This window comes from Kribbella italica (assembly GCF_014205135.1).
Classification (GTDB): domain Bacteria; phylum Actinomycetota; class Actinomycetes; order Propionibacteriales; family Kribbellaceae; genus Kribbella; species Kribbella italica.
This window is the reverse complement of sequence record NZ_JACHMY010000001.1, coordinates 8,646,975-8,671,341: the sequence shown is the minus strand read 5'-3', so window position 1 is coordinate 8,671,341 and position 24,367 is coordinate 8,646,975. Positions and strand designations below refer to the sequence as shown.

Here is a 24,367-nt window from a genome sequence, read left to right as displayed (position 1 = left end):
GCCAGCAGGCACCCCAGCGCAGTCGGCCGGCACGCGGCTTCAGCCATTAGCGGTCGCCGTACCGGGTTCTCTGCCGTCACCGCCGCTCCCTCCCAGGCCGCCACGACCGGCGACTGCGAAGGCTGGATCAGTGGCGAGTGGGGACACGGCAAGTGCAACAACACCAACTACGACGGACGGACGATGAAGCTCGACGTCGTCTGCGACGCCTGGTGGGATGCCGACGTGCACCTCGAAGCCGTCGTCCCGAGGTACTCGACGATGGAACTGCAAGACACTGCATGTCCTCGGTCGTGTCCTCCAGCGCCTATTGGGCCTGACCCGGCCGGGCCCGCTCACTCACCAATGGTGAGCGGGCCACCGGTGGGGGCCACGGCTCGAACAACCGAGGCTTGGGCGACGGATGCTTGAGCAACCGAGGCTTGGGCGCCGGCCGTGATCAGGGCTTGCACGTCGATCTTGGTCATGGTGTGCAGGGTCGCCAGGATTCGTTCGGCCACCGCGGGGTCGGCGTCGGTCAGCAAGCCGGCGAGGGTTCTCGGGACGATCTGCCAGCTCACGCCGAACCGGTCGGTGAGCGAACCGCCCGGACCCGGCTCGCCTCCGTCCGTGAGGCCGGCCCAGGCGGTGTCGATGTCGTCCTGGGTGTCGCAGACGACGTGCAGGGACAGTGCTTTGGTGAAGGTCAGGTGCGAGTTCCCGTTGTACGCAACGACGCGCTGACCGGCGAGCTCGAAGGTGATCGCGGTGACCTGGCCGTCCGCGCCGCGCTGCCGGTCCAGGATCTTCGACGCGGGGAACAGCGTCGTGTACTGCTCAGCGGCCTCCTCGGCCTGGTCGTCGAACCACAGGAACGTGCTCAGCTGCATGAATCTGTTCCTCCGAAGGGTTTTCACCGGCCGACGAGGTCGGGCGCGCGGTCGGCGACCAGTTGGCGGAGTGCGCGCAGGTCGCGCGGCGGGCAGTTCCAGCCGAGTACGCCGACGACGGTGCCGTTCTCGACGTAGGCGACCGCGAACCTGCGATCGGAGGGATCTCCGTGGACCACAGTCGTGGTCGCGTCGCGGGGGAAGATGCCGTAGGCCTGCAGGCGTACGTCGTACTGGTCGCTCCAGAAGTACGGGACGGGAGCGAACGGCTGGTCTGCGCCGAGCAGGTTGGCGGCGACGGCCGATCCCTGTTCGGTCGCGTTGAGCCGGTGCTCGACCCGCATCCGGCGGTCGAAGCGCGGGTTGTACCAGGACGCGACGTCGCCCGCGGCGTAGATCCCGGGGGCCGCGCGGCACGTCGCGTCGCACTCGAGGCCGTCGCCGATCGGGAGGCGCGAGTCCGCGAGCCACTCGGTCGCCGGGACGGCGCCGATCGCCACGACGACCACGTCCGCGGCGAGCACCGTTCGGTCGGTCAGTTCGACGCCCGTCACCCTGCCCTCCGTGGAGACGAACCGCGTGACTCCCGAGTTCATCCGCAGGCGGACGCCGTGATCGCTGTGCGTCTGCGCGACCAGATCCGCGACCCGTACGCCGAACTGCCGCTGCAACGGCGCCGGCCCCGGGTCGACCAGCGTGACGTCGAGGCCGAGTCCGCGCGCCGCCGCGGCAACCTCGGTGCCGAGGAACCCAGCTCCGACGACCACCACCCGCGGCCCGCTCAGCAACGCCGAACGCAGAGCCAAGGCGTCGTCCAGGGTCCGCACGGTGTGCACGCCGGCCAGCTCGCTACCCGGCAACCGCCGAGCCCGAACCCCAGTCGCAATCACCAGCCCGTCGAACGCAAGTTGCTCAACCCCGGTTCCGGCCTGGCCCGACTGCGGTTCTCGGCGGGCGGGATCAGGCCCGGCCGTCCTTGGTCCAAGGCGGAGGGTGCGCTGGGAGACGTCGAGGCCCACCGCGGTCTGCCCGAGGCGGACGTCCGCGTCCAGCTTGCTGATCGCGGTCTGGTCGCGGAGTACCACTCTCTCTGGCTCCCACACCCCGGACAGCACCTGCTTGGTCAGCGGCGGCCTGTCGTACGGCGGGTGCGGCTCCTCCCCGATCAGCGTGAGCTTGCCGTCGTACCCCTTGGAACGCAGGGATTCCGCGGCGGACAGTCCCGCGGCCGACGCGCCGACGACCACAACGTGGCGAAGCATCGGCGCTCAGCCCTCGACCGTGATCGCCACAGCCGGGCACCCTGCGGCCGCGTCCTGGACCTCCGCGCGGCGATCGTCGGGCGGGCTGTCGTCCAGCACGACCGCGATCCCGTCCTCGTCGCGCTGGTCGAACACGCCGTCCGCGGCGAACACGCACTGCCCGGACGCGACGCACCGGTCCTGATCCACGAACACCTTCATCGGGCGGCTCCCGCGGTCGGCGTACCGGCGGCACGGCGGGCGTTGGGCCTGGGCTTGCGGCGTTCGAGCAGCCAGTCCGTGAACACCAGCAGGAGCAGCGGACTGAGCCAGACACCGATGCTGACCGCGGTGTTCTCCATCAGTTGCTCGTTACCGCCGAAGGACTCGTCCACCCGCGGGGTGAGGATGATCATCGCCGGGATGTTGATCACCCGGCTGAACGCGATCGACATCGCCAGCGCGAAGCTGCGCGACATCCACCGGCGGTGCTCGTCGTACCGCCGCTGCCGCGCCATCCGGAAAGCGGCGACGGTGAAGAGCAGCCACAGCGTCGGCCCGACGAGGTTGGCGACCCGGACGGACGGCCCGGCCGAGGTGTACCAGCCGATGTAGAGGCCGAGCAGCGCGGCCGGGATCACGGTGAACACGTAGATCCGCCCGGTGATCCGGTGCCCGCGCCGGTGCTTGGTGCGGAACGCCGGCCAGACCTGGAAACACGCGGTCGTCATGCAGACGGTCCCGAGCAGGACGTGCGCGACCAGGAACGGGTAGTAGAGGTCGTTGCCCGGCGGGGGCTCGAGGCGCGAGTTGGCCGGGTCGAAGGTCAGGTACGGCGGCACCGAGAAGGACAGGAACGCCGCGACCGCGAACATCAGCGGCACGATCCAGGGGCGGCGCCACCAGGCCTGCGCGGGGCGCGGCGGAGACGTGGGTGGTGCGTTCAGGGTCGAGGTCATGAAACTATGTATAGCATACGTAAAACGTACGACGTACATAGATTTAGGATGACGCAGGACCAACAACCGACGACGGGATGGTGGATGGCGACACGCGACGGCAAGGACCCGGACTTCCAGCGCAGCGTGACGCTGCTGTGGTCGGGGCGCCCGGAAGGGCAGCGCGGTCCCCGGCGCCGGCTGAGCGTGGAGGGCATCGCCCAGGCGGCGGTGCGGATCGCGGACGCCGACGGGCTCGAGGCGCTGTCGATGCAGCGGATCGCCACCGAGCTCGGGTACTCGACGATGGCGCTCTACAACCACATCCCGAACAAGGACCTTCTGCTGGAGGTCGCCGCCGACATCGGCGCGGGCCCTCCACCCGACCTCGACGACGCCGAGGACTACCGGCAGGCGGTCCGTGCCTGGGTCGACGCGCTGTGGAGCGGCTTCCGGCAGCGCCCGTGGATGCTGCGAGTCCCGCTCGACCACGCACCCATGGGCCCACACCAGCTCGCCTGGCTCGAGCGCCTGCTGCGCCCGCTGCTGGCCGCCGGCCTGGCCGGGCGCGAGGCGAGGGTGGCCGCGCTGCACCTGACCGCGGTCGTCCGGGGTACGGCGCAGATCAGCCTGACCATGGCGAGCTCGCTCAAGTCCGCCGACGGGATCCCGCGGACCGACGCCGATGTGGAGCAGCTCGTCGCCGAGTTCATCGACCCGGCGCTGTTCCCGGCGCTGACCGCGGTCCAGGCCGTCGAGCGCGCGGGCGAGGGCGCCGAACCGGCCGACGGGTTGCCGTTCGAGCTCAGCTTCGGGGTGGACCGGTTCCTCGACGGCGTCGAGAGCTGGGTCGCGGCGCATCGGCGTACGGGCAAGACTGAGAGCGTGTGACGTAGTCGGCGCGCCGTGTCCTGGGCAGGGGCCTCCTGTGCGCCGTACCGTGTTTGCTCTGGGTTCACCTTCCGGGCCCTGACCGCTCCGAACAGAAGAGGTCAGATGAGCACTTTCCAAGACCTGGGATCGCTGCTACTGGTCCGCGGCGCTGACGAGCTGGATCACGCCGGCGGCACGCTCTACGTCCACCTGCACCGGGTCGCGAAGCGGCTCACCGCCCTCGGCTCCTCCGACACCCTGGTGATCGCCGGGCTCGCCCACGCGGCGTACGGGACCGACGGATTCCCCACTCACCTCTTCGACTGGCAGCAGGAGCGGCCCGTCCTGGAAGCGGTGATCGGGCCGGAGGCCGAGCAGCTCGTCTACCGGTACGGCGCGTGCGAGCGCGAGACCACTTGGCGCGACCTGGCCGAGCACCACACCGTCACCGACCGGTTCACCGGTACGTCGGAGGAGCTCAGCACGGCCGAGCTGCGCGACTTCGTCGACCTGACGATCGTCAACGAGCTGGACGTTCTCGACCACGCGCCGCAGCTGGCCGGGAAGCTCCGCCCGTACCTCCAGGAGCTCGTCCCCCGCTGGCAGTCCCTCGCCTCCCCCGCGGTCCTCGCCGACGCGACGCGGGCGCTGGAGCTGTCGCCTGCGGCGGGCGAGGAGCTTTCGCCCGCCTGACCTAGCACGGTCGCGCGCTGGTCGGGTCCTGGAAGCAGCAGCCCGGGGATCCTTCCGGGGACTGCGGGCCGCGCGGCCCGCGGCCTGCTCCGTCGAGCCTGCGCGCCACCGGGGATCATTAACATCCGGGAGCGTGACTGCCTCTCGCATCGAGCCGCCGGCCGACCTCGACACCGTCAGGACCTCGTACGACCGTGTCGCGGACAACTACGTCGAGATGAACCTCGGGGACCTCACGACGTACCCCTGGCTGCGGACGGCGATCGACGGTTTCGCGGCGGCGGTCCACGGGCTCGGACCGGTGCTCGATGTCGGCTGCGGGCCCGGGGACGTCACGGCGTACTTGGCTGAGCGCGGCCTGGACGTCTCCGGGGTCGACCTGTCGGAGCGGATGATCGAGCACGCCCGTCGACGGCATCCCGGCCTGCGTTTCGCCGTCGCTTCGGCCACCGAGCTGGAGCCAGCGGAGTCGTCGTACGGCGGGATTCTCGGGTGGTGGTCCCTGTTCAACCTGCCCCGCGACGTCCTGTCGCAGGTCCTCCAGTCGTTCGCTCGCGCACTTGTCCCCGGTGGCCACCTGATCCTCGGCATGCACCAAGGCGACGGCGAGCGCGTCCGGACCGAGGCGTACGGCGGAGTGCCGGTCGCGTGGACGACCTACCTCTGGCAGCCCGACGATCTCTGGGCGTTGCTGGCCGCGGCCGGCCTCGCGCCGGTGGCCGATCTCAGGCTCTCCGAGAGCGTCGCCGGGGTTCCTTCGTTGGTGCTGGTCGCTCGGCGCGGACCGGGTCCGGGTGTTACCTTGTGAGTGGCTTTGGTGTGGCCTGCCGCTCGCGCTCCTATGGGGTTTGGTGAAGCACACCGCGTGAACCTCTTCGGTGGATCCGGCTTTTGATGCGGTCCTGAATCCGACAACGCGAGCACCGGACCGGATGGGGCCGTGCGAAAGGCCGTTCATGGATGCGAAGACACTCGCGCGGAGGTTGCGTGGGGATCTTGCTGCCGCGGGAATCGAGATCTCGCACAGCCTGGCGCTGGAACTGGTGGCTCATCAGCAGGGCGCCAAGGACTGGAACACGCTGGCTGCCGCCGGTGGGGCGGCGCGGGTGGCCGCGGGGCCGAGCGTGCCGGTGCTGCGGGTGATGTCGATGGAGGTCGCGTTGCCGTTCTACGTCGGCTTCCTCGGGTTCACGCTCGACTGGGAGCACATGTTCGACGTCGGGATGCCGGTGTACGCGCAGGTGTCGTGGGCGTCGGCGACGATCCACCTGTCGGAGCACTACGGGGACGGGAGCCCGAACGGGGTCGCGTGGATCCCAGTTGCCGACGTCAAGGAACTGCACCGGCGGTTGAACGCGCAGGAGGACCGGCCGATCCGGCCGGGGATCGACGCGGACGCACCCGGTGGGCCGACGCTGACGGTGACCGATCCGTACGGGAACATCCTGCGGTTCGCGGAAACTCTGTGAGGGTTGGCGCCTCGGCTTGTGTCGGGGCGCCTCGGCTGTGCTGGGGCGCATCGGTCTGTGCTGGGGCGCATCGGCTCAGGTGGTGAGGTAGGTGGCGGCGAGGGCTTGGTGGGGATGCCAGCGGGCCCGGTCGTCGTACAGGCTTGGTGGGAAAGCCTCCTGGTGGCCGAGGCGGAGGGCGATGGTGTGGGCCGTGTCGGCGGTCAGGCCGGGGATGCTGGTGAGGTTGGCGATCAGCGCGTCCAGGGGCTGATCGAGGAAGGCCGGGTTGGCCAGGCAGGCCTGGGCGATGGCTTGTGGGAGACCGGTCGTGTCGAGGGCCTCGGCTGACGGGAAGAGATGCGTGAGGCCGTCGGGCAGGCCGGGGACCGGGTGGCCGTATCTCGCGACCAGCTCGCCGGCTTCGGCGCGGGCGTCGTCGAGTGAGTTGCCCTGGGCAAGCACCGACTGCACGGCCGCCTCCAGCGGGCCCCAGGCGCCGGGGACGCGGAGGCCAGGACGGCGTCGTACGCGTGGTCCCAGCACTGGGTCGAGCGCGAGGCCCTCGGCCGGCGCGGCGTCGAGGCCGAGGGCCTCGGCCGGCGCGGTGTCGAGGCCGACCATGCGGGCGGCGCGTTCGACGACGTGGATCAGGCCTTCCCAGTACGGGAGGTGGGCGCGGAGGATCAGGTGGTCGCCGGTGCCGGCGGTGAGTTCGAGGAGGCCGGGGCCGCCGTCGAGGGCGATGGTCCGACGGTAGGTGCTATCGGCAACGGATTCGACGCCGGGGATCGCGCGGGCGGCGAAGTACTCGAGCATCGCGTCCCAGTCGTACGGCGGTTGGTACGGAAGCCGCATCACCAGACCGCCGTCCGCGGTCAGCCGGTCGGCGCGGCGGCGACGGTCGCGGAGCTCGCGAGGCGCGGCGCGGAACACCTGCCGCATCTCCCGGTTGAACTGCCGCAGACTCCCGAAACCGGACGCGAACGCGATGTCCGCGACGGACAGGTCCGAGTCGTCGAGCAGCCGCCGCGCGAAGTGCGCGCGGCGGGAGCGAGCGAGCTGATCGGGCGTCACGCCGAGATGGTCGCGGAACATCCGCCGCAGATGCCGCGGCGACACCGCCAGCCGTTCACCGAGCGCGACCTCGGTGCCTTCGTCGAGTACGCCGTCGATGATCAACTGGACCGCCCGGCAGACCATCTCCGGCGCCCGAGCATCCACCGGCGAAGCAACCCGATACGGCCGGCACCGCAAGCAGGCCCGAAACCCAGCGGCCTCAGCAGCCGCCGCCAGCTCGAACGTCCGAACGTTCTCCGCCAACGGCTTCGCCCCACACCCGGGACGACAGTAAATGCCGGTCGTCACCACCGCCGAGTACGTCGTCACACCCTCAGGTATAGGCCATCCCCAGCCCACCCAACCAGCCATATTCGGACCACTGGGGAATGGGGAGGGAGGGGAGCCTGGCCGCCCCGACGGCTACGGGCTTCGCCCGCGCCAGACCCCACCCGGCGCCGCCCCCGCCGTTGCCGGACCAGCCGCACCCTCCCCATCGCCGCCGGACCAGCCGCGCCGTCCCTCGCCGTTCCCGAACCACTGGGGAATGGGGAGGGAGGGGAGCCGGCCCCGCCCCGACGGCTACGGGCTTCGCCCGTGCCGGACCGCACCCGGCGCCGCCCCCGCCGTTCCCGGATCAGCCGCGCCTCCCCGCCGTTCCCGAACCAACCGCGCCCTCCCCCGTGGTTGCCGGACGATAGCGGACGCCCTTCTGGTGGTTGTCCGAATCTGGCCAGACCTGGGGTGTGCCTCCGGCTGATGCTTCTTGGGTCAGGACACACCAGAGAGGGCACCAAGATGCTGAGTAAGGTTTTTCCGATTGAGCTGAGGCCGGGTAAGCAGGCCGAGGCGGAGGCGATTGTTGCGGAGTTTGCGCCGCGGGGGCCGGAGCAGGAGGCGGGGACGTTGTCGTTCCGGGTGTACCGGGATCCGGCGCGGCCGGACTACCTGTTGTTCGTGGAGCACTTCGCGGACCAGGCGTCGTACGACGCGCACACCGGCTCGGCGGCATACAAGGAACTGGTCGCGGGACGGTTCGCCGGGCTGATCGTCGAGTTCGTGGAGATCGACCACGAGCTGCTGGTCAGCCACTGATGACGAGCGACAAGGCGCGAAAGCTCAAGGCGCTCGATCCGTTGGTGCTGCCCAACGTCTGGGACGCGGGCAGCGCCGTGCTGGTCGTCGCGGCCGGCGCACAGGCGGTCGCGACGACGAGCGGCGGGGTCGCGTGGTCGCTCGGCAAGCCCGACGGGCAGGTCCTCACCCGCGACGAGATGATCGACCAAGTACGCCGGATCGCCGCGGCCGTCGACGTACCGGTGAGCGCGGACATCGAGGGCGGCTACGGCGCCGCACCGGCTGACGTCCGCCGGACGATCGAGGACGTCGTCGCGGCAGGTGCCGTCGGCGTCAACCTCGAGGACTCCACCGCGCCCGGCGGTCCGCTGTTCTCCGTCGACGAGCAGGTCGAGCGGATCGCCGCGGCGCGAGCCGGGGCGACCGCGGCGGGCCTGCCGGAGTTGCTGATCAACCTGCGGACCGACGTGTTCCTCTTCGGCATCGGCCCGGAGGACGGCCGGCTGAGCGACGTCCTCGATCGGGCCAAGCAGTACGCCGAAGCCGGCGCCGACGGCCTGTTCGTCCCCGGCCTCACCGACCTGCGGACCGTCGCCGAGCTGACCGAGCACTCCCCGCTCCCGGTCAACGTGATGGCCGGCCCCGGCGCACCGACGGTCGCCGAGTTCGTCGCCCACGGCGTACGCCGGGTCAGCGTCGGTACGGCGATCACCCAGGCGGCGTACTCGAAGACCCTCGACGCCGCCCGCGAACTGCTCGACCACGGCACCTACACCGAGCTCGAGAACACCCTCGACTTCGGTGAGCTCAACGCGAAGTTCTAGGGAGTGAACACCTCGAAGGAGGTCGCGAACGTCGTCCCGAACCGGGTGCCACCGGCGCGCGACACTCCTTCGAGGAACTCCGACGGATCGAACCCGCCCAGGCCGTCGATGTACGCCTTGTGCGCCCGCAACGACGCCAGCCCGGTCTCGTACGTGTCGGTGATGTCGACCCCGTGCTTGCCCGACGGCGACCCGGCCGCCCACACCTGCCGGACGCCGTTCCACTGCTCGCCGTCGTCGGGGAAGATCCACCGGTTCGCCGCGTCCCGTACGGCGTCCAGCGTCGCCCGCCCGACAGCCATGTGGTCGGCCTGGTTGAGGATGACGTCCCCGTCCCACGTCTCGCGGAAGTTGTTCGTGATCACGATCTCCGGCCGGTGCCGGCGGATCACCGCGGTGAGCACCTTGCGCAACGCGACGCCGTACTCGATCGTGCCGTCGGGCTGCCCGAGGAACTCGACCACGTCGACGCCGACGATCCGCGCCGACTCGATCTGCTCGGCCTCCCGCAGCGCCCCGCAGTCGGCGGGCGCCAGACCGTCGATGCCCGCCTCGCCGGAGGTCGCCATCACGTAGACGATCTCCTTGCCCTGCCCGGTCCAGCGCACGATCGCTGCCGCGGTCCCGAACTCCAGGTCGTCGGGGTGCGCCACGATCGCCAGCGCCTTCTGCCAGTCCTCAACGACCGGTTCGAGTGTGGTCATGGCGGCAGGCTAGTCGCCGAAGACCTGCCGCGTGTAGGGGTTCGCGAACGTGCGAGCCGGGTCCAGCCGGTCCCGGACGGCGAGGAAGTCGCCGAAGTGCGGGTACAGCTCGGCGAAGCGCGGCGCGGCGAGCGTGTGCAGCTTGCCCCAGTGCGGCCGGCCGCCGTACGCCGCGACGATCTGCTCGAAGGCGGTGAAGTACCGCCCGTGGTCGAGCCGGTGGTACTGGTGGATCGCGATGTACGCCGTCGCCCGGCCCTGCGCGGTCGACAGCCAGATGTCGTCGGCCGCCGCGACCCGCACCTCGATCGGGAACGGGAACCGCTCCCCGGACCGGTCGATCCACGCGCGCAACTGCCCGAGCACCTCGACCAGCTGCTCCCGCGGTACGGCGTACTCGGACTCGCGGAACACCACGTTCCGTTCCGAGCAGAACACCTTGTACGACGCGTCGACGTACTCGCGCGCCGACAGCGCCCGCGACGCGAGCCGGTTGATCCGCGGCACCAGCGCCGGACGCCGGACGGCGAGCCGGTTGGTCAGCTCGAACACCTTGTTGGACAGCAGTTCGTCGTCCACCCAGCCGCGGATCCGGCTGACCGGCGACGCGCCGACACCGGTCGAGACCCGGTTGTTCCGCTTGGTCAGCGCGACGTCGGTGTGCGGGAACCAGTAGAACTCGAAATGATCGTTGCCGTCGGCAAGTTCATCGAACCCCGCCAGCACCTCGCCGAGCGGCAGCGGCATCTCCTGCGCGCGCAGCAGGTACGCCGGGACGCACTGCAACGTCAGCGCCGTGATCACGCCGAGTGCCCCGACCGAGACGCGGGCGGCGGCGAAGACGTCGGCGTTCTCCTCGGCCGAGCACTGCAGCACCGAGCCGTCGGCGGTGACCAGCTCGAGCCCGACCACCTGGGTCGCCAGGCCGCCGAGCTTCGCGCCGGTCCCGTGCGTGCCGGTGGAGACCGCGCCGGAGATCGTCTGCTTGTCGATGTCGCCGAGGTTGGCCATCGCGAGGTCGAACGACGCGAGCCCGGCGTTCAGCTTGGCCAGGCCGGTGCCGGCACCGACCGTGACCCGGCCGGACGTCCGGTCGGCGGCCTGGATCGCGGACAGCCCGTCGAGCCGGACCATCACCTGTTCGGGAACCGAGCAGCCGGTGAATGAGTGGCCGGAGCCGACCGCCTTCAGCTTCTTGCCCTGCTCGGCCGCGGCCTTGACCGCCGCGGCGACCTCGTCGGTCGTCCGTGGGCGCAGCACCTCGACACCCGTGGCCGACTCGGTGCCCGCCCAGTTCCGCCAGGTGCTCATCCGAAGTTCTTCCCTTCGCCCCGGTAGCTCACCAGCTCGATCAGCTCGTTGCCGTCGACCGCGTACAGCCGGTCGAACCGCTCCAGCATCTCGCCTGCCTTCGCGTAGCGCATCCACACCCGGTCGCCGATCTTCAGGCCGCGCGCGTTCTCCCCCTCGACCGGGGTCTGCACCTCGCCGGCACCCTCGGTCCCGAGCAGCTTCAGCCCGAGCGGCCAGGCCGGCGCGGGCAGCCGCGACTTCTTCGCCGGGCCGGACGCGACGTACCCGCCGCCGAACAGCGTCGCGATCCGCGGCGTCGGACGCCGTACGACGCCGAGTGCGTACGCGACCGCGTGCTCGGGCTGGAACACGTCGTACTTGTCGAACAGCGTCGGACCGTACAGCCCCGAGCCTGCGGTGACCTCCGTGACCGCGGGATCGGCGCTGCTGATCTCGATGCTGCCGGTGCCGCCGCTGTTCACCAGCCGCAGCGTCGCGATCTGCTTGACCGCGTCGACGACCGCGCCACGGCGCTCGGACAGCTCGGCCGCGGAGTGCCGCTTCACCCAGCGGACCGCGGGCGACGTGTCCGGCAGGCCGGCGATCTGCGCCTCGTAGAACATCACGCCGACCAGCTCGAAGGCGTCGTCGGCGACGACCTGCCGCGCGAGCGCGAGCACCTGCTCCGGCGTCCGCAGCGGAGAACGCCGTACGCCGAGGTGCTGGCCGAAGACCCGCAGCGAGGCGTCGACGTCCAGGCAGACGCGGATCCGCTCACCGCCGCCGGTGACCTGCTTGATGAACGCGAGGTGCTCGATGTCGTCGATCATCAACGTGATCCGGGCGGCCGCCTCGGCATCGCCGGCCAGTTCGCGCAGCGCCGCGCGGTGCACGGTCGGGTACCCCATCAGGATGTCGTCGACGCCGTTGCGCGCGAGCCAGAGCGCCTCGGGCAGCGCGTAGCTCATCACGCCGTGGAACCCGGGCCGCCGCAGCGCCTCGCTGAGCAGCGCCCGGTTGCGGACCGACTTGGACGCGACGCGGATCGGCACCCCGGCGGCACGCCGCACCAGATCGTCGGCGTTCCGGCGGAAGGCGGCCAGATCCACCACCGCGAACGGTGGATCCAGCGTGGCGGTCAGCCGCCCGTACCGGTCGAAGTCACCCATGATCGGAGTCTAAGCCGGAAAACTGAAAGTTAGTACACCTTTCATGCCGAATCGATCACAGCCCGGAGTGCGGGGACGACGCTGTGCGCCCAGTCGGCGCTCGGCTTGGCGTCCTGGGCTGCGAGCAGAGCCACCGTGCTGCCCTGGCGGACGACGGTCTCGGCGTAGGCCTCGGCGCCGGCGTACCGGCGTACTTGGGCTGCGGCGTCCTGCTCCGACCAGAGCGGCTCTACGGCGAGCTGGGCGTCTGTGGAGGTGCCGCAGGCAGTCATGCGGGTCTGGTAGCCGGTGTAGTACTGCTCTGCCTGCTGCTGGTCGGCGAAGCGGAGCAGCAGCGCTGTAGCGGGCAGGTCGGAGCCGGTCCGGTACGTCGCCTGCAGTGCGTGCAGCGGGACCGGCAGTGCGCTGGTCGGCATCCGGCCTGCGCATCCGACTGGCAGAGCCTCGTACGCCGCCTGGTGCGCGCTGCGCTCCCTGGTCCAGGTCTTGTTGCCCAGCCACCCCGCCTCGGCTCCGCCCTCGTCGACGAAGGTCTTCCAGCCGGCACCGAGCTTGTCGGCCGGAGGCAGGTTCTTGCTGGAGACCGGTCCGGCGGCCGCGGGCGGCGGCGCGGTCGCCTGGGCAGGCGTGGCCGGGGGCTTGGCGGCGTCGGTGGGCTTGGCCGTGTCGGGCGCGATCGTCGGGACGGGGACCGTGCCGCCGACTGTGCTGGGGATGCTGAGGGTGGGGGTGGGACTCGGCTCGGCCGCTGGGGCGCTGGTGCACCCGGCCAGCAGTCCGGCGGTCAGCCCGGCAGCGGCCGCCGCGCAGGCCGCGCGGCGCGCCGTACCGGCGTACTGGGATCTCATTTCGGCTCGAAGTGCTGGTAGTCGGGCTTGGCCCAGCGGGCTCCCCAGAAGTAGCCCTGGGAGACCAGTGCCTTGGTCAGGGTGCTGCCGGCGAACAGCATGCCGGGGCGGGCGACCGAGCGGTTGCGGTAGGACAGCCCGTTCTTCGGGTACCAGACGCCGTTGGCCGCGAGGTACGGGTTCTCGACGGTGTTGATGTCGATCGCGTAGCCGTAGGAGTGCGGCGACAGCGAGTACGGGTCGCCGGTGACCTGGCGGCAGTTGAACATCGACGTGTTGTCGGCCTCCATCGCGCGGACGTCGCTGCCGCCGAACACGTCGACCCGGGTCATCCGCCGGATCGGGAACTTGGCGTTCAGGTTCGCGGTCCAGACCGTGATCATCTTCTGCACGGCGGCGTCGCGGACGATCAGCTCACCCTTGTGCAGCAGGCCGTCGAAGCCCCAGTGGTTCATCGTCAGCAGCCGCAGCGACGCCGGACCGACCGGGCAGCCGGCCCGGTAGGTCTTCGGGATCATGCTCGCGGCGACCGCGTACACCTTCGGGTTGAGCCCGGCCTTGATCACGACGTACGCCGACGCCGACACCTCGACGGCCGTGGCCGGCACGCCGCGGCTGACCACGCGGACCGATCGGCTGGACGGGAAGTTGTCCGGGACCGGCAGCCGGAAGTTGCCCTTGGCATCGGTCTTGACGCTGGTCAGCCAGCGCCAGGCGCCGCTGCCGAGCAGGTCCTGGAGCACGACCTCGAGCCCGGCCTGGGCCGGCACGGTCGTCCCGGTGACGGCGACGCCGGTCAGCGCGACGTACGACGCGGCGGGCTTGTTGATCACGATCCTGCGGTCCTGCGCGGTGCCGATCCGGGCGGGTGACATCGCCGGCGTGCCGTAGAACTTCGGGCCGACGACGACCCGGAAGGTGGTACGGATCGGGCCGGTCGGGGTGTAGGTGATCTTGTACGCGCCACCGGCCGTCGAGTGGGTCGCGCCGCGCAGGGTCCAGCCGCTCGGCAGGGCCTGCCAGAGCGAGAGGTACCAGTTCGTGGCGCCGTTGTTGAGCTTGCCGGTGAACGTCATCGGCCGGTCTTCCCACGTCGTCGCCGGCTGATCCAGCGAGATCGCCAACGGCGCCGCGGCAAGCGACGGCTGCTGCTTGGACGGCGTCGTGGTCGGCGTCGTGGACGGCGTTGTGGTCGGCGTCTGGCTCGGTGTTTCCGTCGGTACGGGGGTTTCGGTCTCCTTCGGTACCTCAGGTGTGCTGACAGGTACTTCCGGAGTACTTGTTCCTGGTGTTTGCGTCGGCACGCTCGGCGTGTCCTCCGCGTGCGCGCTGATCGGTAGCAGCGCAAGCAGCGCCACCATCGCGACTGTAGACAGAGCTCTCCGAGCCATGGCCGTCCTCCCCAATGGACGGGACCGCTCGGTCCCGCCACCCCTTACCAGGAATGACGCCGCGGAGGACGCTCAGGTTCGCTTCAGCTCTGCAGTCTTTTCACCGCCGCGTCGATCCGCTCGTCGGTCCCGGTGAGCGCAACTCGAATGTTCCTCTCCCCAGCCTCTCCGTAGAAGGCCCCAGGCGCCACGAGGATGCCCAATTCGGACAACGCGGCCACCGACCCGTACGCGTCGTACGACGGATGCTCGGCCCACAGATACAGCCCACCCTGCGACAGCGTGATCTCCCACCCAGCACCGCTCAGCGCCTCACGCAGCACCGACCGCCGCCGGAGATACCGCTCCCGCTGCTCCTCCACGTGCTGATCGTCGGCGAACGCAGCCGCCATCGCCGCCTGGATCGGCGACGGCACCATCAGCCCCGCGTGCTTCCGGACCGCCAGCAACTCGGTCACGATCCGCTCGTCACCCGCCACGAAACCAGCCCGATAGCCGGCCAGGTTGGACCGCTTCGACAGCGAGTGCACCGCCAGCAGGTTGTCGAACGACCCGCCACACACGTCCGGGTGCAGCACCGACACCGGCTGCTCGTCCCAGCCGAACTCGACATAGCACTCGTCGTTCACGAGCAGCACGTTATTCGCCCGGGCCCACTCGACCGCGGCCTTGAGCTCCTCGGGCGAGGTGATCTCCCCCGACGGGTTCCGCGGCGAGTTCAAGTACGCGACGGCCACCGGCCCGTCGTACGACGTCACGTCCGCGACCGGCACGCTCTTGGCGCGCGCCAGCGCGGCCCCCGCCTCGTACGTCGGGTAGGCGAGGTCCGGGATGAGCACGGTGTCACCTGCCCCGACGCCGAGCAGCATCGGGAGCAGCATGATCAGCTCCTTGGTCCCGATCACCGGCAGCACGCCGGTCCGCGGGTCCACTCCCGGTACGCCGAGGCGGCGCTCCAGCCAGTCGACCGCCGACTGCCGAGCGGTCGCCGTACCGATCGTCGTCGGGTACGCCGGCGCGTCGGCGGCATCCGCCAGCGCCTTCTTCACCAGGTCTGGCACCGGGTCCACCGGGCTGCCGATCGACAGGTCGACGATGCCGTCCGGATGGTCGGCCGCCTTCTGCTTGAACGGCGCGAGCTTGTCCCACGGGAAGTCCGGCAGGCGGCTGGAAGTGGAGCTGGAGAAGAGGTCTGTCACCCCTCCATTGTCTCCTGCGCGGCCTTCGCCGTGTGGCCGCCTTCCCAATCTGTGGATAAGAAGCCGAGCGCCCTCTCGATCACGGCCGGGTCACCCAGGATCCGCCGGTGCCCGAGCCCTTCGGTCAGCTCGACGCTCGCACCCGGCCAGACCTTCGCCACCCGGATGCTCCCGTCGGCCTCGGTCTCGCGGTCGTCCCGGTCGTGGATCGCCAGCAGCGGCGGCAGCTCCCGGCGAGTCGCGAGGTCGGCCACCACCCGTGCTCCCTCGTAGCTCTCCATCGGCCCGAACCTGCGCGCGAACCGCCGCAGGAACCCGGCCCGCACCCGCGGCCCGAACCCGAACGCCGCCTGGAACCCGTCCATCCACACGGCGAAGTCCGTCGCCGCCGCCAGGTACACCACCCGCTCCGGCTCGGCGAAGTGCAGCAACGCGTGCGTCGTCGCTGCCGCACCGAGCGAGTGCGCGATCACGCCGTACGCCGGACCGCGGTCCGCGACGACCGCCTGGAACGCGTCCGCGAGCTCCGGCATCGAGCTGCGGCCCTTGCCCTCCAGGCCCGGCCCTGACTCACCGTGGCTCGGCGCGTCGTACGCGACCACGCGGAATCCGCCGGCGACGAGCGGCGGGACGAAGGCCGCGAGCTGCAGGCCCCAGCCACCCCATCCGTGGACGAGGTAGACGAGTGGGCCTTCATCGCCGTACTCGTGGCCGCGGATCAGCCCACCCTCGAAGGGGACCTCGAACGGCGTACCGGGTGGGAGGTCGACCCTGGATCGGCGGACCTTCTCCGGCACGGACGGAAGGCGGAACCACAGCCGCTCGAGCAACCGCGCACCGATCGGCGGCGCGACCCGCTCGAGAATCCGGAAGCCGGTCGCATAGAACCGAACGATCGTGCTTTTTTTCACCGCTGCGTCTCCCCCACTCGGAGTTCCTGGTTGTCTAGATCCGCGCCGCGTCGAGCAGCGCTTCGAAGGCGGCGCGCGCCCGCGCCTCGGCGCGGTCGTCACCGAGCAGGCGACTGGCGTGATGGAAGGCCATCAGCACGCCCTGGATGTCGAAGGCGTACTGCTCCGGGTCGGCGTCCGGCCGGAACTGCCCCTCGGTGATCCCGGTCCGGAAGACGGTCGCGATCGCGTCGATGTAGTCGCGGTACGCCTGCAGGAAGCGGTCACGGACCGGCCCGGGCGGCGCGTCGTCCAGCTCGGCGGACACGCTGTAGAAGAAGCAGCCGCCGGGCAGCGCGAGATCGCCGCTGTCCCAGCGCAGCTTGCGGTCGAACAGCGCGCGCAACCGGGCCTCGCCGCGCGGAGCCTTCAGCGCCGGCCGGATGACCCGCTCGGCGAACAGCTCCGCGGTCCAGTCGATCACGTCGAGCTGGAGCTGCTCCTTGGACTTGAAGTGGGAGAACAGGCCGCTCTTCGACAGCCGCGTCCGCTCGGCGAGCAGACCGATGCTGAGCGCGCTCAGCCCGATCACGCTGACCTGCGCCGCGGCGACGTCGAGCACCGCCGCCCTGGTCTCCTCACCTTTGCTCACTCTCGCATAAGAGCACGACCGTGCGGCTCTCGGCAAGGGCTTTTAGCAGGACCGTCCGGGATCGACCTTTACGAGGATCTGATGGCTGATCGCCTTCAGCTGCTCGAGCTGCTCCGGCGTGAGCGCGTCGATGACGTACTCGCGGACCATCTCGACATGACCGGGCGCCGCCTCCACCAGGTAGGCGTAGCCCTCGTCGGTCAGCGTGGCGACGGTGATCCGGCCGTCGTCCTCGCACGGACGGCGATGCACGAACCCGCGACTCTCCAGCCGCTTCACCACGTGCGACAGCCGCGACAGCGTGCCGTTCGCCTCGCCGGCCAGGTCGCTCATCTTGCGCGACCGGTCCGGCGATTCCGACAGCGCGGCGAGCACCGTGTACTCGAAGTGATTCAGGCCCGAGTCGCGCTGCAGCTGGAAGTCGAGCGCCCCCGGCAGCTTGAACAGCATGGCCGCCAGCGCCATCCACCCCTGCAGCTCATCGGGATCGAGCCACCGCACATCCTCCGCCATCCCGGCAGTCTACCGACTTGGTTGACGCTTCAACTCAACCGCGCTACCTTGAGTTGAAGCGTCAACCAACTACCGAGAGTGGACCATGAACGTCTTTCTGTGGATCGTCGCCGGGGTACTGGCCGCCTTCTTCCTCGGGGCCGGGGCGAACAAACTGCTCCAGTCCAAGGCCAAACTGGGTGCGAACCCGCAGATGAAGTGGACCGAGGACTTCTCCGCCGGCACCCTCAAGTTCATCGGCGCGGTCGAGGTCCTGGGCGCGATCGGCCTGATCCTGCCCGCCCTGCTCGACATCGCGCCGATCCTCGTCCCGCTGGCCGCGGTCGGCCTCGCGATCACCATGGCCGGCGCCATCGTCGTCCACGTCCGCCGCAAGGAGTACCAGGTGCTCGGCATCAACGCCGTCGTACTGATCCTGGCCGTCGTACTGGCGATCTTCCGCTTCGGCCCGAACAGCTTCTAGGGCGTGTCTCCCAATCCGCCGCTACGGCGGGGGATTGGGAGACACACCCTAAAGGTAGAGCCCGGTCTGGCCGTCCTCGAGCCGGTTGGCGGCGACCGCGTGCAGGTCGCGCTCGCGCAGCAGCACGTAGTCGTCGCCGCGGACCTCGACCTCGGCCCGGTCCTCGGGGTCGAACAGGACCCGGTCGTCGATCTCGACCGTGCGCACGTTGGCGCCGATCGCGACCACCTTGGCCCAGGCCAGCCGGCGGCCCATCTGCGCGGTCGCCGGGATCAGGATCCCGGCCGAGGACTTGCGCTCGCCCTCGACCTCCAGCGAGACCAGGACCCGGTCGTGCAGCATCCGGATCGGCAGTTTGTCGTCGGTCAGGCGCTTGCGAGGGGTCACCGGCGGCCCACCAGCTTGCGGATCATCAGCAGTACGCCGACCACGCCGACCACCGCCGCGCCGACTGCGACCAGCTTCTGGGTCCGCAGCTCGCCGCGCTCGTCGAAGACCTGCGCCTTCGCCTGCTCGACCTGCCGCTTGGCCACGTTCTTCGGGCTCGTGCGGTCGACCAGCTCGTCCACGGTCGCGGCCAGTCGTGCACGGGTGGCGGCGATGTCCGCCTCGATCTGCTCGGTACCACGAGCCTGCGTGTCCGACACCTGTCCTCCTCGTTACTGACCGGCAACTGATCCCATCCTCGCAGGTCAGGCGCGAAGGTCCACGACCACCTTGATGTCGCCGGGCTTCTTGGTCAGCGCACTGGGCCAGTCCGACAGCGGAACCGTCCGGGTGATCAGCCGCTCCAACCAGGTCTGGTCGGCCGCCAGCAACACGTCCACAGCGTCGACGTAGTGCCGCTTGGCGGCGTTGACCGTCCCGACGAGCGCAGCGTTCCGTACGACGAGCTGCCGGACCAGAGCATCCATCTGTACGTCGATGCGGTCCGGCCCGGGCGAAATGCCGGCCAGGCACATCACTCCGGCCGGCGCGAGCAGCTTGGCGGCCTCCACCACAACCGGTCCGGCGCCAGTGGCCTCGATGACCACGTCCGGCTGGACCTGCAGATCCCCCAGGTCAGTCAGGAAGCTCCCACCCAGGTCCCGCACCAGCTGCGGCTTCGGACCCTCGTCAGAGCGGTCCAGCACGTGTACGCCGTACCCACGCTGCGCAGCGATCAGCGCGGCAAGCAGGCCGATCGGCCCGGCGCCGGTGACGAGCACCTGCTTCGGCTCGTACCAGGAGCGGCCGCCAACGTGGTCCACCTGCTCCCAGGCCTTGGTGAGGATGCTGGCGGGCTCCACTAGTACGCCGAGCCGCCCCAGCTCAGCAGGGACCCGTACGGCGAAGTAGGGGTCGACCCGCCACCGCTCAGCGCCGTACCCGTCTTCGACCTTGATGCCACGCTCGGTGTAGAGCCCGTTGCGACAGAAGTCCCACTCACCCCGCGCACACGCCGGACAGGGCTCCGGGTCGGGCCGCCGGACGATGCCCGCGACCAGGTCCCCACTGGAGAAGCCAGAGCCCGGCGGAGCCTCCAGCACCTGGCCGAGCGACTCGTGGCCGAGCACCAGCTGGTCCGCCCCGGCCCTGCCGCTGCCGAACTCACCAGCGACCAGCTCGAGGTCGGTGCCGCAGATCCCGGCCAGCACTCCCTCGACCAGCATCGTGCCGTCGGCCTCGGGCGGCTCGGCGACCTCGCCGACGGACGCAGAGCCAGCCTTGCCCGGAACCACCGTCATCGCCCGCATGCGCCCACTCCACTCCTGCGCGGTCCCCGCGCGCAAGTCCACTCGCCGTACCTCATGACTGTCCCACCCGTCACAGGAGCCCCTCGCGCCGCTGCTCCCGGCGTACGGCAGAATGTCTGACAATCACCCAGTGGTGACCGTGTCGAGGGAAGGACCCAGTCATGTCCGAGCGCCTGTCCGTCGGCGACGCCGCACCTGAGTTCACCCTGCCCGACGCGGACGGCAACGACGTCTCGCTGGGCGACCTGCGCGGCAAGAACGTGATCGTCTACTTCTACCCGGCCGCGATGACGCCGGGCTGTACCAAGCAGGCCTGCGACTTCCGTGACTCGCTCGACTCGCTGGCCGCCGCCGGGTACGCCGTACTGGGGATCTCGCCGGACAAGCCGGCCAAGCTGCAGAAGTTCCGCGAGCACGACGGCGTGACGTTCCCGCTGCTGAGCGACCCGGACAAGGCGGTCCTGACGGCGTACGGGGCCTTCGGCGAGAAGACGATGTACGGCAAGAAGGTGACCGGGGTGATCCGCTCGACGTTCGTCGTCGACGGCGAGGGCAAGATCGCGGTCGCGCAGTACAACGTGAAGGCCACCGGGCACGTCGCCAAGCTTCGCCGCGATCTCGGTCTCTGAGACGCCACGCCCGGCTCGGCGAAGGGAAACCTTCGAAGGTTTCATGGAGACGGTCCATGGAACGGTCGTTTGAGCAAATCCGTGCTGTGATCTGGATCACACCTCCCTCGGAGCGGACCGCAGTCCCGGCACTACCCAGCGTGAGTTTTCAGGCATGCCTGGGGAGTAGCCGTACTCCGAAGGGCTCCAGCGTTCGATGACGACCCGATTCCGGTGCGGTCACGGTGGTCGGCGACCTTGGCCCTGACCAGTGCAAACCGGGTAATCTGCGCGCGCAGTCTGCCTCTGGGAGGGAGGGACCTGCCGCGATGGGAAAACATTCCTCTGCGGTGACGCGAAGTAACAACAACCGCCGGCCGGTGTACTTGACCGCCGTCGGTCTCTTGGTGCTCTCGCTGGGTGCCGTGTTCGTGGTCCGCTCCTTCGGATCCGAGTCCGGCGCCGACGGTTTGCTGGGCGGTAAGTGTGACGAGCCGACCCAGGTCAAACTCAGCACGACGCCCGAGTTCCAGCCTCAGCTGGACCAGGCGACCAAGGCTCTGATGGCCAAGGGCGGTGAGGACGGGAACCCCTGTCTGCAGTTCACCATCACCGCCGCGCAGTCCGCGTCGGTCGCCCAGGAGATCTCGACCGCTGGTGACAACCGGCCCGACCTGTGGGTGCCGGACTCCTCACTGTGGGTGGGCCGCGCCGACGACGGCGAGTCCATCCCGAGCATCGCGGTCCCGTCGCTGGCCACGTCTCCTCTGGTCCTGGTCGGCCGGTCGGACAACTTCGCGAACACCTCGTCGTGGCTAGGCCTCTTCGCGACCACCCAGCCGGCCCTGCTCGACCCGGGCAAACAGTCCTCGGGTGCGCTCGCGCTGCTGGCGGTCCAGGCCGAACGGGCCAAGACTTCGGCCTCGAACAGCCAGGTCGCCAAGGTGCTGGTACCACTCGCGCAGCGGCTCGGCTCGATGCCGAAGCCGTACACCGAGGTGAGCGGGCCGCTCAGCCGGGCCTCCTCCGAGGGCAGTTCGGTCGTCGTACCGATGTCCGAGCAGGCATTCGTCAAGTACCAGGACGACAACCCGGCGGCGCCGCTGAAGGCGATCGTGCCGCGCAGCGGGACGCTGCTGATGGACTACCCGGTCGTGGTCACCGCCAAGAACAACGCCGAGGCGATCACCGAAGCCGGCAAGGCCCTGGGCGAGCAGATGCTGTCCGACGGCGTCAGCCAGTCCCGCGACGACGCGGGCTTCCGCGACGCCCTGATGAGCCCGCTCGGCGAAGGCCGCGGCGTCGGCGACATCACCCAACTGACCAAGCCGACCGCCAGCGCGATCGAGAAGACCCTGCTGAGCTGGACGACGCTGTCGCTGTCGGCGCACTCGCTGGCCGTCATCGACGTCTCGGGCTCGATGGCCGAGAAGGTCCCCGGCAGCGCCAAGACCCGGATGCAGCTCACCATCGAGGCCGCCGGCAACGGCCTCAAGCTGTTCCCGGACTCGGCCGAACTGGGCCTGTGGGTGTTCTCCACGAAGATCGGCCCCGAACAGGCCGACTTCAAGAAGCTGGTCTCGATCGGCAAGCTGACCCCGGGCCACCGGCAGCAGATGATCAACAACCTGACCAGCCAGTCGGCCCGCGTCGGCGGTGGCACCGGCCTCTACGACACGGCGATCGCCGCCGTACGAGAGGTCCGCAGCCAGTACAACTCCGGCGCCGTCAACACCGTCCTGCTCTTCACCGACGGCAAGAACGACGACCCCGGCAGCGTCGGCCTCGACCGCGCCCTGCAGATCCTCGAGGGCCTGAAGGACCCGGCCCGCCCGGTCCGCATCATCGCCCTCGGCATCGGCCCCGACGCCGACGAGACCGAGCTCAAGCGCCTGGCCCAGGCCACCGGCGGCCAGAGCTACGTCGCCCGCAACCCCACGGACCTCCAGGACGTCTTCATCGACGCCCTGCAGAACCGCTGACACCGGTTGCTCCCTAGGATGACCTCCTGGGGAGCAACCCCAGCCAGAGTGGTGGAACGGCAGACACGCCGGCTTTAGGTGCCGGTGCCCTCGGGCGTGCGGGTTCAAGTCCCGCCTCTGGCACCCAGGTACAACAGGCCAACCCTCGAGCAGAACAGGCTCGGACAAGCAAAGAAACAACAGACACTAAGAACAAAGAAGAAAACGCAAGACAAGAACAAAGCCAGAAGAGAAATACACAGACAAACAAAGAAAGAAAATATAGTTGGGCAGTCTGTGGCTGAGGTCGCCTTTTGGCATCAGCGCCGCTTCACAAGATTAGTACACGGGCTCCGGTTACCCACTCGAAGAGCGGCTTGATGTCGTCCTGAGGACCGAGCACCGCAAAGTGCAGCAGCCCCGGCAGCAGCACAGCATGCCCAGCAGAGTGCGCGAGAGACTCCACCAGCGCCCCGAACGCAACCGGCCGAGCAACCGCCTGTTCGACGTAGACGAACCCCAGCCTGAGCCCCTCAGCCTCGGCAAAATGCTTCATTCGTAGTTCCAGGTCAGCTACCTGCCGATCGCCGGTCAGCAATTCCCGGCACATATACCCCAGAACCACAGGCTTTCCGCGGCCTCCATCACTTGCGTTCACGATCGCCCCGTTCGACTGTGGATCGGCCAGCGCGGCGGGCAGGGGAATCGGGCTCATCCACCGCGCTGACCTTGGGGAAACTCTGCCGCTACGGCCCAGCTGAAACCACCGAGGCCACCAGTGATCAATCGCCTTGGATCCTCCCTGCCGAACAGGGACGTTTAGTGGCATCATCGATACGGTGAGTGATGACGCGACCACCAACCCGCCGAAACCGTCGACGAGCCTCCGCCAAGAGCGCCGCCAGTGGGCAGCCGATCTCCGCGCCCAAGGCCGCACCTGGGTAGAGGTCGCCGCAGCGTTCAGCCAGCACTACAACGTCAATCCTCGAGTCGCGTTCCGCCTGATTCACAACTGGAGCCAGCGCAACGCCGCGGACCACTGGAACGACCGTTGGCCGGCCGATCCGAAGACCTTCAAGAACTTCTCCTACTGGGAGCAATGGCCCGCCGCCAGCGGCTACGCCCCTTCGCTGGACGTCCTAGCCAGACTGGCCGAGCTCTACCGATGCTCGATCTCCGACCTGCTATCTGACTCCGGCGACTTCCGCGCCACGGACCCCAACCACCGACAGCTGGCCGTCCCCCTCAACACAACCGACCCGCAGGTGGTCCGATCCCTCGTAGACGAGGTAGAAAACACCAGCCCCGAGGTCCTGGGCCGAACCGTGGCCCGCTGGCTCAAAGACTCCGACCCACGCCTCAACCGCCGCCGCCTCCTGACCAAGTTCTCTGCCGCCCTGGCCCTCGCGGCCGCAACCCCATCGATAGCCGCCGCCACCCCGGAAGCAGCAACAGACCAAATCGACCTTCCGAGCCCCCTCGACGGCATCTGGCACTCCCGCTACTTCTACAGATCAACAACCCGCGAAGGCCGCCACTCCTGCGAGCACTACCTGGTCCTCCGCCAACAAGGCCAACGCCTGATCGCCGAAAACGTCCCGGCCCGCAACGAGTCCTCAGTCAGACTCGAACTGCTCCTCCGCGGCACCATCGCCACCGGCACCTGGTCCGAGAAGACCAGCACCACAGGCCACTACAGAGGCCGCGAATACCACGGCGCCATCCAGCTCGTCCTGGACCCCATGGGCAAATCCATGACCGGCCAGTGGATCGGCGTCGACCGCCACTTCACCGTCAACAACGACACCTGGGAACTCCACTGGACCGACCCCACCACAGCCACCACCCGCCGCAAGTACGTCAACCAGGTCTGACTCGGCAACCGATGGACGCACTTTGAGGCGAACCGACACGGTGC

General features: G+C 69.5%; 28 protein-coding genes and 1 tRNA gene. 11 read left to right on the top strand and 18 right to left on the bottom strand.

The features are described 5' to 3' along the window. Positions 1-335: 335 nt before the first annotated feature. From HDA39_RS40755 to HDA39_RS40740, 4 genes are read right to left on the bottom strand one after another with little or no spacing between them, the layout of a single operon-like run. A complete protein-coding gene (locus HDA39_RS40755) occupies positions 336-869 on the bottom strand; it encodes a VOC family protein (RefSeq protein ID WP_184804857.1) in 534 nt (177 codons plus the stop codon). A 23-nt stretch (positions 870-892) separates the two neighbouring features. Next, entirely contained in the window at positions 893-2,131 is a 1,239-nt protein-coding gene (locus HDA39_RS40750; RefSeq protein WP_184804854.1) for an NAD(P)/FAD-dependent oxidoreductase, read from the bottom strand. Between the two features lie 6 nt (positions 2,132-2,137). Further along, complete coding sequence (locus HDA39_RS40745) at positions 2,138-2,332, bottom strand: ferredoxin (RefSeq protein WP_184804851.1); 195 nt, start codon at positions 2,330-2,332, stop codon at positions 2,138-2,140. Further along, on the bottom strand, positions 2,329-3,069 hold the full coding sequence (locus HDA39_RS40740; RefSeq protein WP_202893278.1) for a DUF2306 domain-containing protein: 741 nt from the start codon (positions 3,067-3,069) through the stop codon (positions 2,329-2,331). The genes HDA39_RS40745 and HDA39_RS40740 overlap by 4 nt, the downstream gene beginning before the upstream one ends. 84 nt (positions 3,070-3,153) lie before the next feature. On the opposite strand from HDA39_RS40740, the gene HDA39_RS40735 reads away from it, so the two are divergent. From HDA39_RS40735 to HDA39_RS40720, 4 genes are all read left to right on the top strand, one after another. After that, complete coding sequence (locus HDA39_RS40735; protein ID WP_184804848.1) at positions 3,154-3,939, top strand: TetR/AcrR family transcriptional regulator; 786 nt, start codon at positions 3,154-3,156, stop codon at positions 3,937-3,939. A 105-nt stretch (positions 3,940-4,044) separates the two neighbouring features. Next, positions 4,045-4,614 (top strand): DUF6817 domain-containing protein, encoded by a 570-nt coding sequence (locus tag HDA39_RS40730; protein WP_184804845.1) that lies wholly within the window; start codon positions 4,045-4,047, stop codon positions 4,612-4,614. 133 nt (positions 4,615-4,747) lie between these two features. Then, entirely contained in the window at positions 4,748-5,422 is a 675-nt protein-coding gene (locus HDA39_RS40725) for a methyltransferase domain-containing protein (RefSeq protein WP_184804842.1), read from the top strand. A 148-nt stretch (positions 5,423-5,570) separates the two neighbouring features. After that, complete coding sequence (locus HDA39_RS40720) at positions 5,571-6,083, top strand: glyoxalase superfamily protein (protein WP_184804839.1); 513 nt, start codon at positions 5,571-5,573, stop codon at positions 6,081-6,083. 75 nt (positions 6,084-6,158) lie between these two features. Here the strand turns inward: HDA39_RS40720 and HDA39_RS40715 are convergent, their stop codons facing one another. Continuing rightward, positions 6,159-7,493 (bottom strand): AlkA N-terminal domain-containing protein, encoded by a 1,335-nt coding sequence (locus HDA39_RS40715; RefSeq protein ID WP_184804836.1) that lies wholly within the window; start codon positions 7,491-7,493, stop codon positions 6,159-6,161. 426 nt (positions 7,494-7,919) lie between these two features. On the opposite strand from HDA39_RS40715, the gene HDA39_RS40710 reads away from it, so the two are divergent. Both HDA39_RS40710 and HDA39_RS40705 read left to right on the top strand, forming a co-directional pair. Beyond that, positions 7,920-8,216 (top strand): putative quinol monooxygenase, encoded by a 297-nt coding sequence (locus HDA39_RS40710; RefSeq protein ID WP_184804835.1) that lies wholly within the window; start codon positions 7,920-7,922, stop codon positions 8,214-8,216. Then, positions 8,216-9,022, top strand: coding sequence for an isocitrate lyase/PEP mutase family protein (locus HDA39_RS40705; protein ID WP_184804832.1), 807 nt, complete (start codon positions 8,216-8,218; stop codon positions 9,020-9,022). The genes HDA39_RS40710 and HDA39_RS40705 overlap by 1 nt, the downstream gene beginning before the upstream one ends. On the opposite strand, the gene HDA39_RS40700 is transcribed toward HDA39_RS40705, so the two are convergent. From HDA39_RS40700 to HDA39_RS40660, 9 genes are all read right to left on the bottom strand, one after another. Then, on the bottom strand, positions 9,019-9,726 hold the full coding sequence (locus HDA39_RS40700) for a PIG-L deacetylase family protein (RefSeq protein ID WP_184804828.1): 708 nt from the start codon (positions 9,724-9,726) through the stop codon (positions 9,019-9,021). The genes HDA39_RS40705 and HDA39_RS40700 overlap by 4 nt on opposite strands. A gap of 9 nt (positions 9,727-9,735) precedes the next feature. Next, complete coding sequence (locus HDA39_RS40695) at positions 9,736-11,037, bottom strand: D-arabinono-1,4-lactone oxidase (RefSeq protein WP_184804825.1); 1,302 nt, start codon at positions 11,035-11,037, stop codon at positions 9,736-9,738. Next, complete coding sequence (locus tag HDA39_RS40690) at positions 11,034-12,188, bottom strand: amino acid deaminase/aldolase (RefSeq protein ID WP_184804822.1); 1,155 nt, start codon at positions 12,186-12,188, stop codon at positions 11,034-11,036. Before HDA39_RS40690 ends, HDA39_RS40695 begins: the two co-directional genes overlap by 4 nt. Positions 12,189-12,229: 41 nt before the next feature. Then, positions 12,230-13,036: a hypothetical protein gene (locus tag HDA39_RS40685; protein ID WP_184804819.1), complete on the bottom strand. Its 807-nt coding sequence runs from the start codon at positions 13,034-13,036 to the stop codon at positions 12,230-12,232. After that, positions 13,033-14,394, bottom strand: coding sequence for a M15 family metallopeptidase (locus HDA39_RS40680; RefSeq protein WP_337926105.1), 1,362 nt, complete (start codon positions 14,392-14,394; stop codon positions 13,033-13,035). The genes HDA39_RS40685 and HDA39_RS40680 overlap by 4 nt, the downstream gene beginning before the upstream one ends. A gap of 116 nt (positions 14,395-14,510) precedes the next feature. After that, positions 14,511-15,626, bottom strand: a complete 1,116-nt coding sequence (dapC, locus tag HDA39_RS40675) for a succinyldiaminopimelate transaminase (protein WP_184804816.1) — start codon at positions 15,624-15,626, stop codon at positions 14,511-14,513. Further along, on the bottom strand, positions 15,623-16,537 hold the full coding sequence (locus HDA39_RS40670) for an alpha/beta fold hydrolase (RefSeq protein WP_184804814.1): 915 nt from the start codon (positions 16,535-16,537) through the stop codon (positions 15,623-15,625). Before HDA39_RS40670 ends, dapC begins: the two co-directional genes overlap by 4 nt. 34 nt (positions 16,538-16,571) lie before the next feature. Further along, positions 16,572-17,168, bottom strand: coding sequence for a TetR family transcriptional regulator C-terminal domain-containing protein (locus HDA39_RS40665; protein WP_184804811.1), 597 nt, complete (start codon positions 17,166-17,168; stop codon positions 16,572-16,574). A gap of 42 nt (positions 17,169-17,210) precedes the next feature. Then, on the bottom strand, positions 17,211-17,681 hold the full coding sequence (locus tag HDA39_RS40660) for a MarR family winged helix-turn-helix transcriptional regulator (RefSeq protein ID WP_184804808.1): 471 nt from the start codon (positions 17,679-17,681) through the stop codon (positions 17,211-17,213). A gap of 85 nt (positions 17,682-17,766) precedes the next feature. On the opposite strand from HDA39_RS40660, the gene HDA39_RS40655 reads away from it, so the two are divergent. Continuing rightward, positions 17,767-18,144 carry a DoxX family protein gene (locus HDA39_RS40655; protein WP_184804805.1) on the top strand — a complete coding sequence of 126 codons (378 nt, stop codon included), beginning with the start codon at positions 17,767-17,769 and terminating at the stop codon, positions 18,142-18,144. A 48-nt stretch (positions 18,145-18,192) separates the two neighbouring features. Here HDA39_RS40655 and HDA39_RS40650 read toward each other — a convergent pair whose 3' ends face one another. Genes HDA39_RS40650 through HDA39_RS40640 form a run of 3 tightly spaced genes read right to left on the bottom strand, consistent with a single transcriptional unit; the run spans position 18,193 to position 19,880 of the window. Continuing rightward, positions 18,193-18,531 (bottom strand): GroES family chaperonin, encoded by a 339-nt coding sequence (locus HDA39_RS40650; RefSeq protein WP_184804802.1) that lies wholly within the window; start codon positions 18,529-18,531, stop codon positions 18,193-18,195. Then, positions 18,528-18,791: a DUF3618 domain-containing protein gene (locus tag HDA39_RS40645; protein ID WP_184804799.1), complete on the bottom strand. Its 264-nt coding sequence runs from the start codon at positions 18,789-18,791 to the stop codon at positions 18,528-18,530. The genes HDA39_RS40650 and HDA39_RS40645 overlap by 4 nt, the downstream gene beginning before the upstream one ends. A 45-nt stretch (positions 18,792-18,836) precedes the next feature. Continuing rightward, positions 18,837-19,880, bottom strand: coding sequence for a glucose 1-dehydrogenase (locus HDA39_RS40640; RefSeq protein WP_184804796.1), 1,044 nt, complete (start codon positions 19,878-19,880; stop codon positions 18,837-18,839). A 161-nt stretch (positions 19,881-20,041) separates the two neighbouring features. On the opposite strand from HDA39_RS40640, the gene bcp reads away from it, so the two are divergent. The 3 genes from bcp (at position 20,042) to HDA39_RS40625 (ending at position 22,593) form a co-directional block, all read left to right on the top strand. Further along, on the top strand, positions 20,042-20,509 hold the full coding sequence (gene bcp, locus HDA39_RS40635; protein ID WP_184804794.1) for a thioredoxin-dependent thiol peroxidase: 468 nt from the start codon (positions 20,042-20,044) through the stop codon (positions 20,507-20,509). A 329-nt stretch (positions 20,510-20,838) separates the two neighbouring features. Continuing rightward, the gene (locus tag HDA39_RS40630) at positions 20,839-22,470 is read left to right on the top strand and encodes a VWA domain-containing protein (protein WP_337926104.1); all 1,632 of its coding nucleotides are present in this window, start codon (positions 20,839-20,841) and stop codon (positions 22,468-22,470) included. A 42-nt stretch (positions 22,471-22,512) separates the two neighbouring features. Beyond that, positions 22,513-22,593: transfer RNA gene (locus tag HDA39_RS40625), tRNA-Leu, on the top strand. A gap of 187 nt (positions 22,594-22,780) precedes the next feature. On the opposite strand, the gene HDA39_RS40620 is transcribed toward HDA39_RS40625, so the two are convergent. Further along, complete coding sequence (locus tag HDA39_RS40620) at positions 22,781-23,164, bottom strand: hypothetical protein (protein ID WP_184804790.1); 384 nt, start codon at positions 23,162-23,164, stop codon at positions 22,781-22,783. Between the two features lie 124 nt (positions 23,165-23,288). On the opposite strand from HDA39_RS40620, the gene HDA39_RS40615 reads away from it, so the two are divergent. Beyond that, complete coding sequence (locus HDA39_RS40615) at positions 23,289-24,323, top strand: hypothetical protein (protein WP_184804789.1); 1,035 nt, start codon at positions 23,289-23,291, stop codon at positions 24,321-24,323. Positions 24,324-24,367: the final 44 nt, after the last annotated feature.

Coding starts and splice junctions, on each gene's coding strand:
- HDA39_RS40755 (WP_184804857.1), bottom strand. CDS start 869: ATGCAGCTGAGCACGTTCCTGTGGTTCGACGACCAGGCCGAGGAGGCC.
- HDA39_RS40750 (WP_184804854.1), bottom strand. CDS start 2,131: ATGCTTCGCCACGTTGTGGTCGTCGGCGCGTCGGCCGCGGGACTGTCC.
- HDA39_RS40745 (WP_184804851.1), bottom strand. CDS start 2,332: ATGAAGGTGTTCGTGGATCAGGACCGGTGCGTCGCGTCCGGGCAGTGC.
- HDA39_RS40740 (WP_202893278.1), bottom strand. CDS start 3,069: ATGACCTCGACCCTGAACGCACCACCCACGTCTCCGCCGCGCCCCGCG.
- HDA39_RS40735 (WP_184804848.1), top strand. CDS start 3,154: ATGGCGACACGCGACGGCAAGGACCCGGACTTCCAGCGCAGCGTGACG.
- HDA39_RS40730 (WP_184804845.1), top strand. CDS start 4,045: ATGAGCACTTTCCAAGACCTGGGATCGCTGCTACTGGTCCGCGGCGCT.
- HDA39_RS40720 (WP_184804839.1), top strand. CDS start 5,571: ATGGATGCGAAGACACTCGCGCGGAGGTTGCGTGGGGATCTTGCTGCC.
- HDA39_RS40715 (WP_184804836.1), bottom strand. CDS start 7,493: ATGGCTGGTTGGGTGGGCTGGGGATGGCCTATACCTGAGGGTGTGACG.
- HDA39_RS40710 (WP_184804835.1), top strand. CDS start 7,920: ATGCTGAGTAAGGTTTTTCCGATTGAGCTGAGGCCGGGTAAGCAGGCC.
- HDA39_RS40705 (WP_184804832.1), top strand. CDS start 8,216: ATGACGAGCGACAAGGCGCGAAAGCTCAAGGCGCTCGATCCGTTGGTG.
- HDA39_RS40700 (WP_184804828.1), bottom strand. CDS start 9,726: ATGACCACACTCGAACCGGTCGTTGAGGACTGGCAGAAGGCGCTGGCG.
- HDA39_RS40695 (WP_184804825.1), bottom strand. CDS start 11,037: ATGAGCACCTGGCGGAACTGGGCGGGCACCGAGTCGGCCACGGGTGTC.
- HDA39_RS40690 (WP_184804822.1), bottom strand. CDS start 12,188: ATGGGTGACTTCGACCGGTACGGGCGGCTGACCGCCACGCTGGATCCA.
- HDA39_RS40685 (WP_184804819.1), bottom strand. CDS start 13,036: ATGAGATCCCAGTACGCCGGTACGGCGCGCCGCGCGGCCTGCGCGGCG.
- HDA39_RS40660 (WP_184804808.1), bottom strand. CDS start 17,681: ATGGCGGAGGATGTGCGGTGGCTCGATCCCGATGAGCTGCAGGGGTGG.
- HDA39_RS40655 (WP_184804805.1), top strand. CDS start 17,767: ATGAACGTCTTTCTGTGGATCGTCGCCGGGGTACTGGCCGCCTTCTTC.
- HDA39_RS40640 (WP_184804796.1), bottom strand. CDS start 19,880: ATGCGGGCGATGACGGTGGTTCCGGGCAAGGCTGGCTCTGCGTCCGTC.
- bcp (WP_184804794.1), top strand. CDS start 20,042: ATGTCCGAGCGCCTGTCCGTCGGCGACGCCGCACCTGAGTTCACCCTG.
- HDA39_RS40620 (WP_184804790.1), bottom strand. CDS start 23,164: ATGAGCCCGATTCCCCTGCCCGCCGCGCTGGCCGATCCACAGTCGAAC.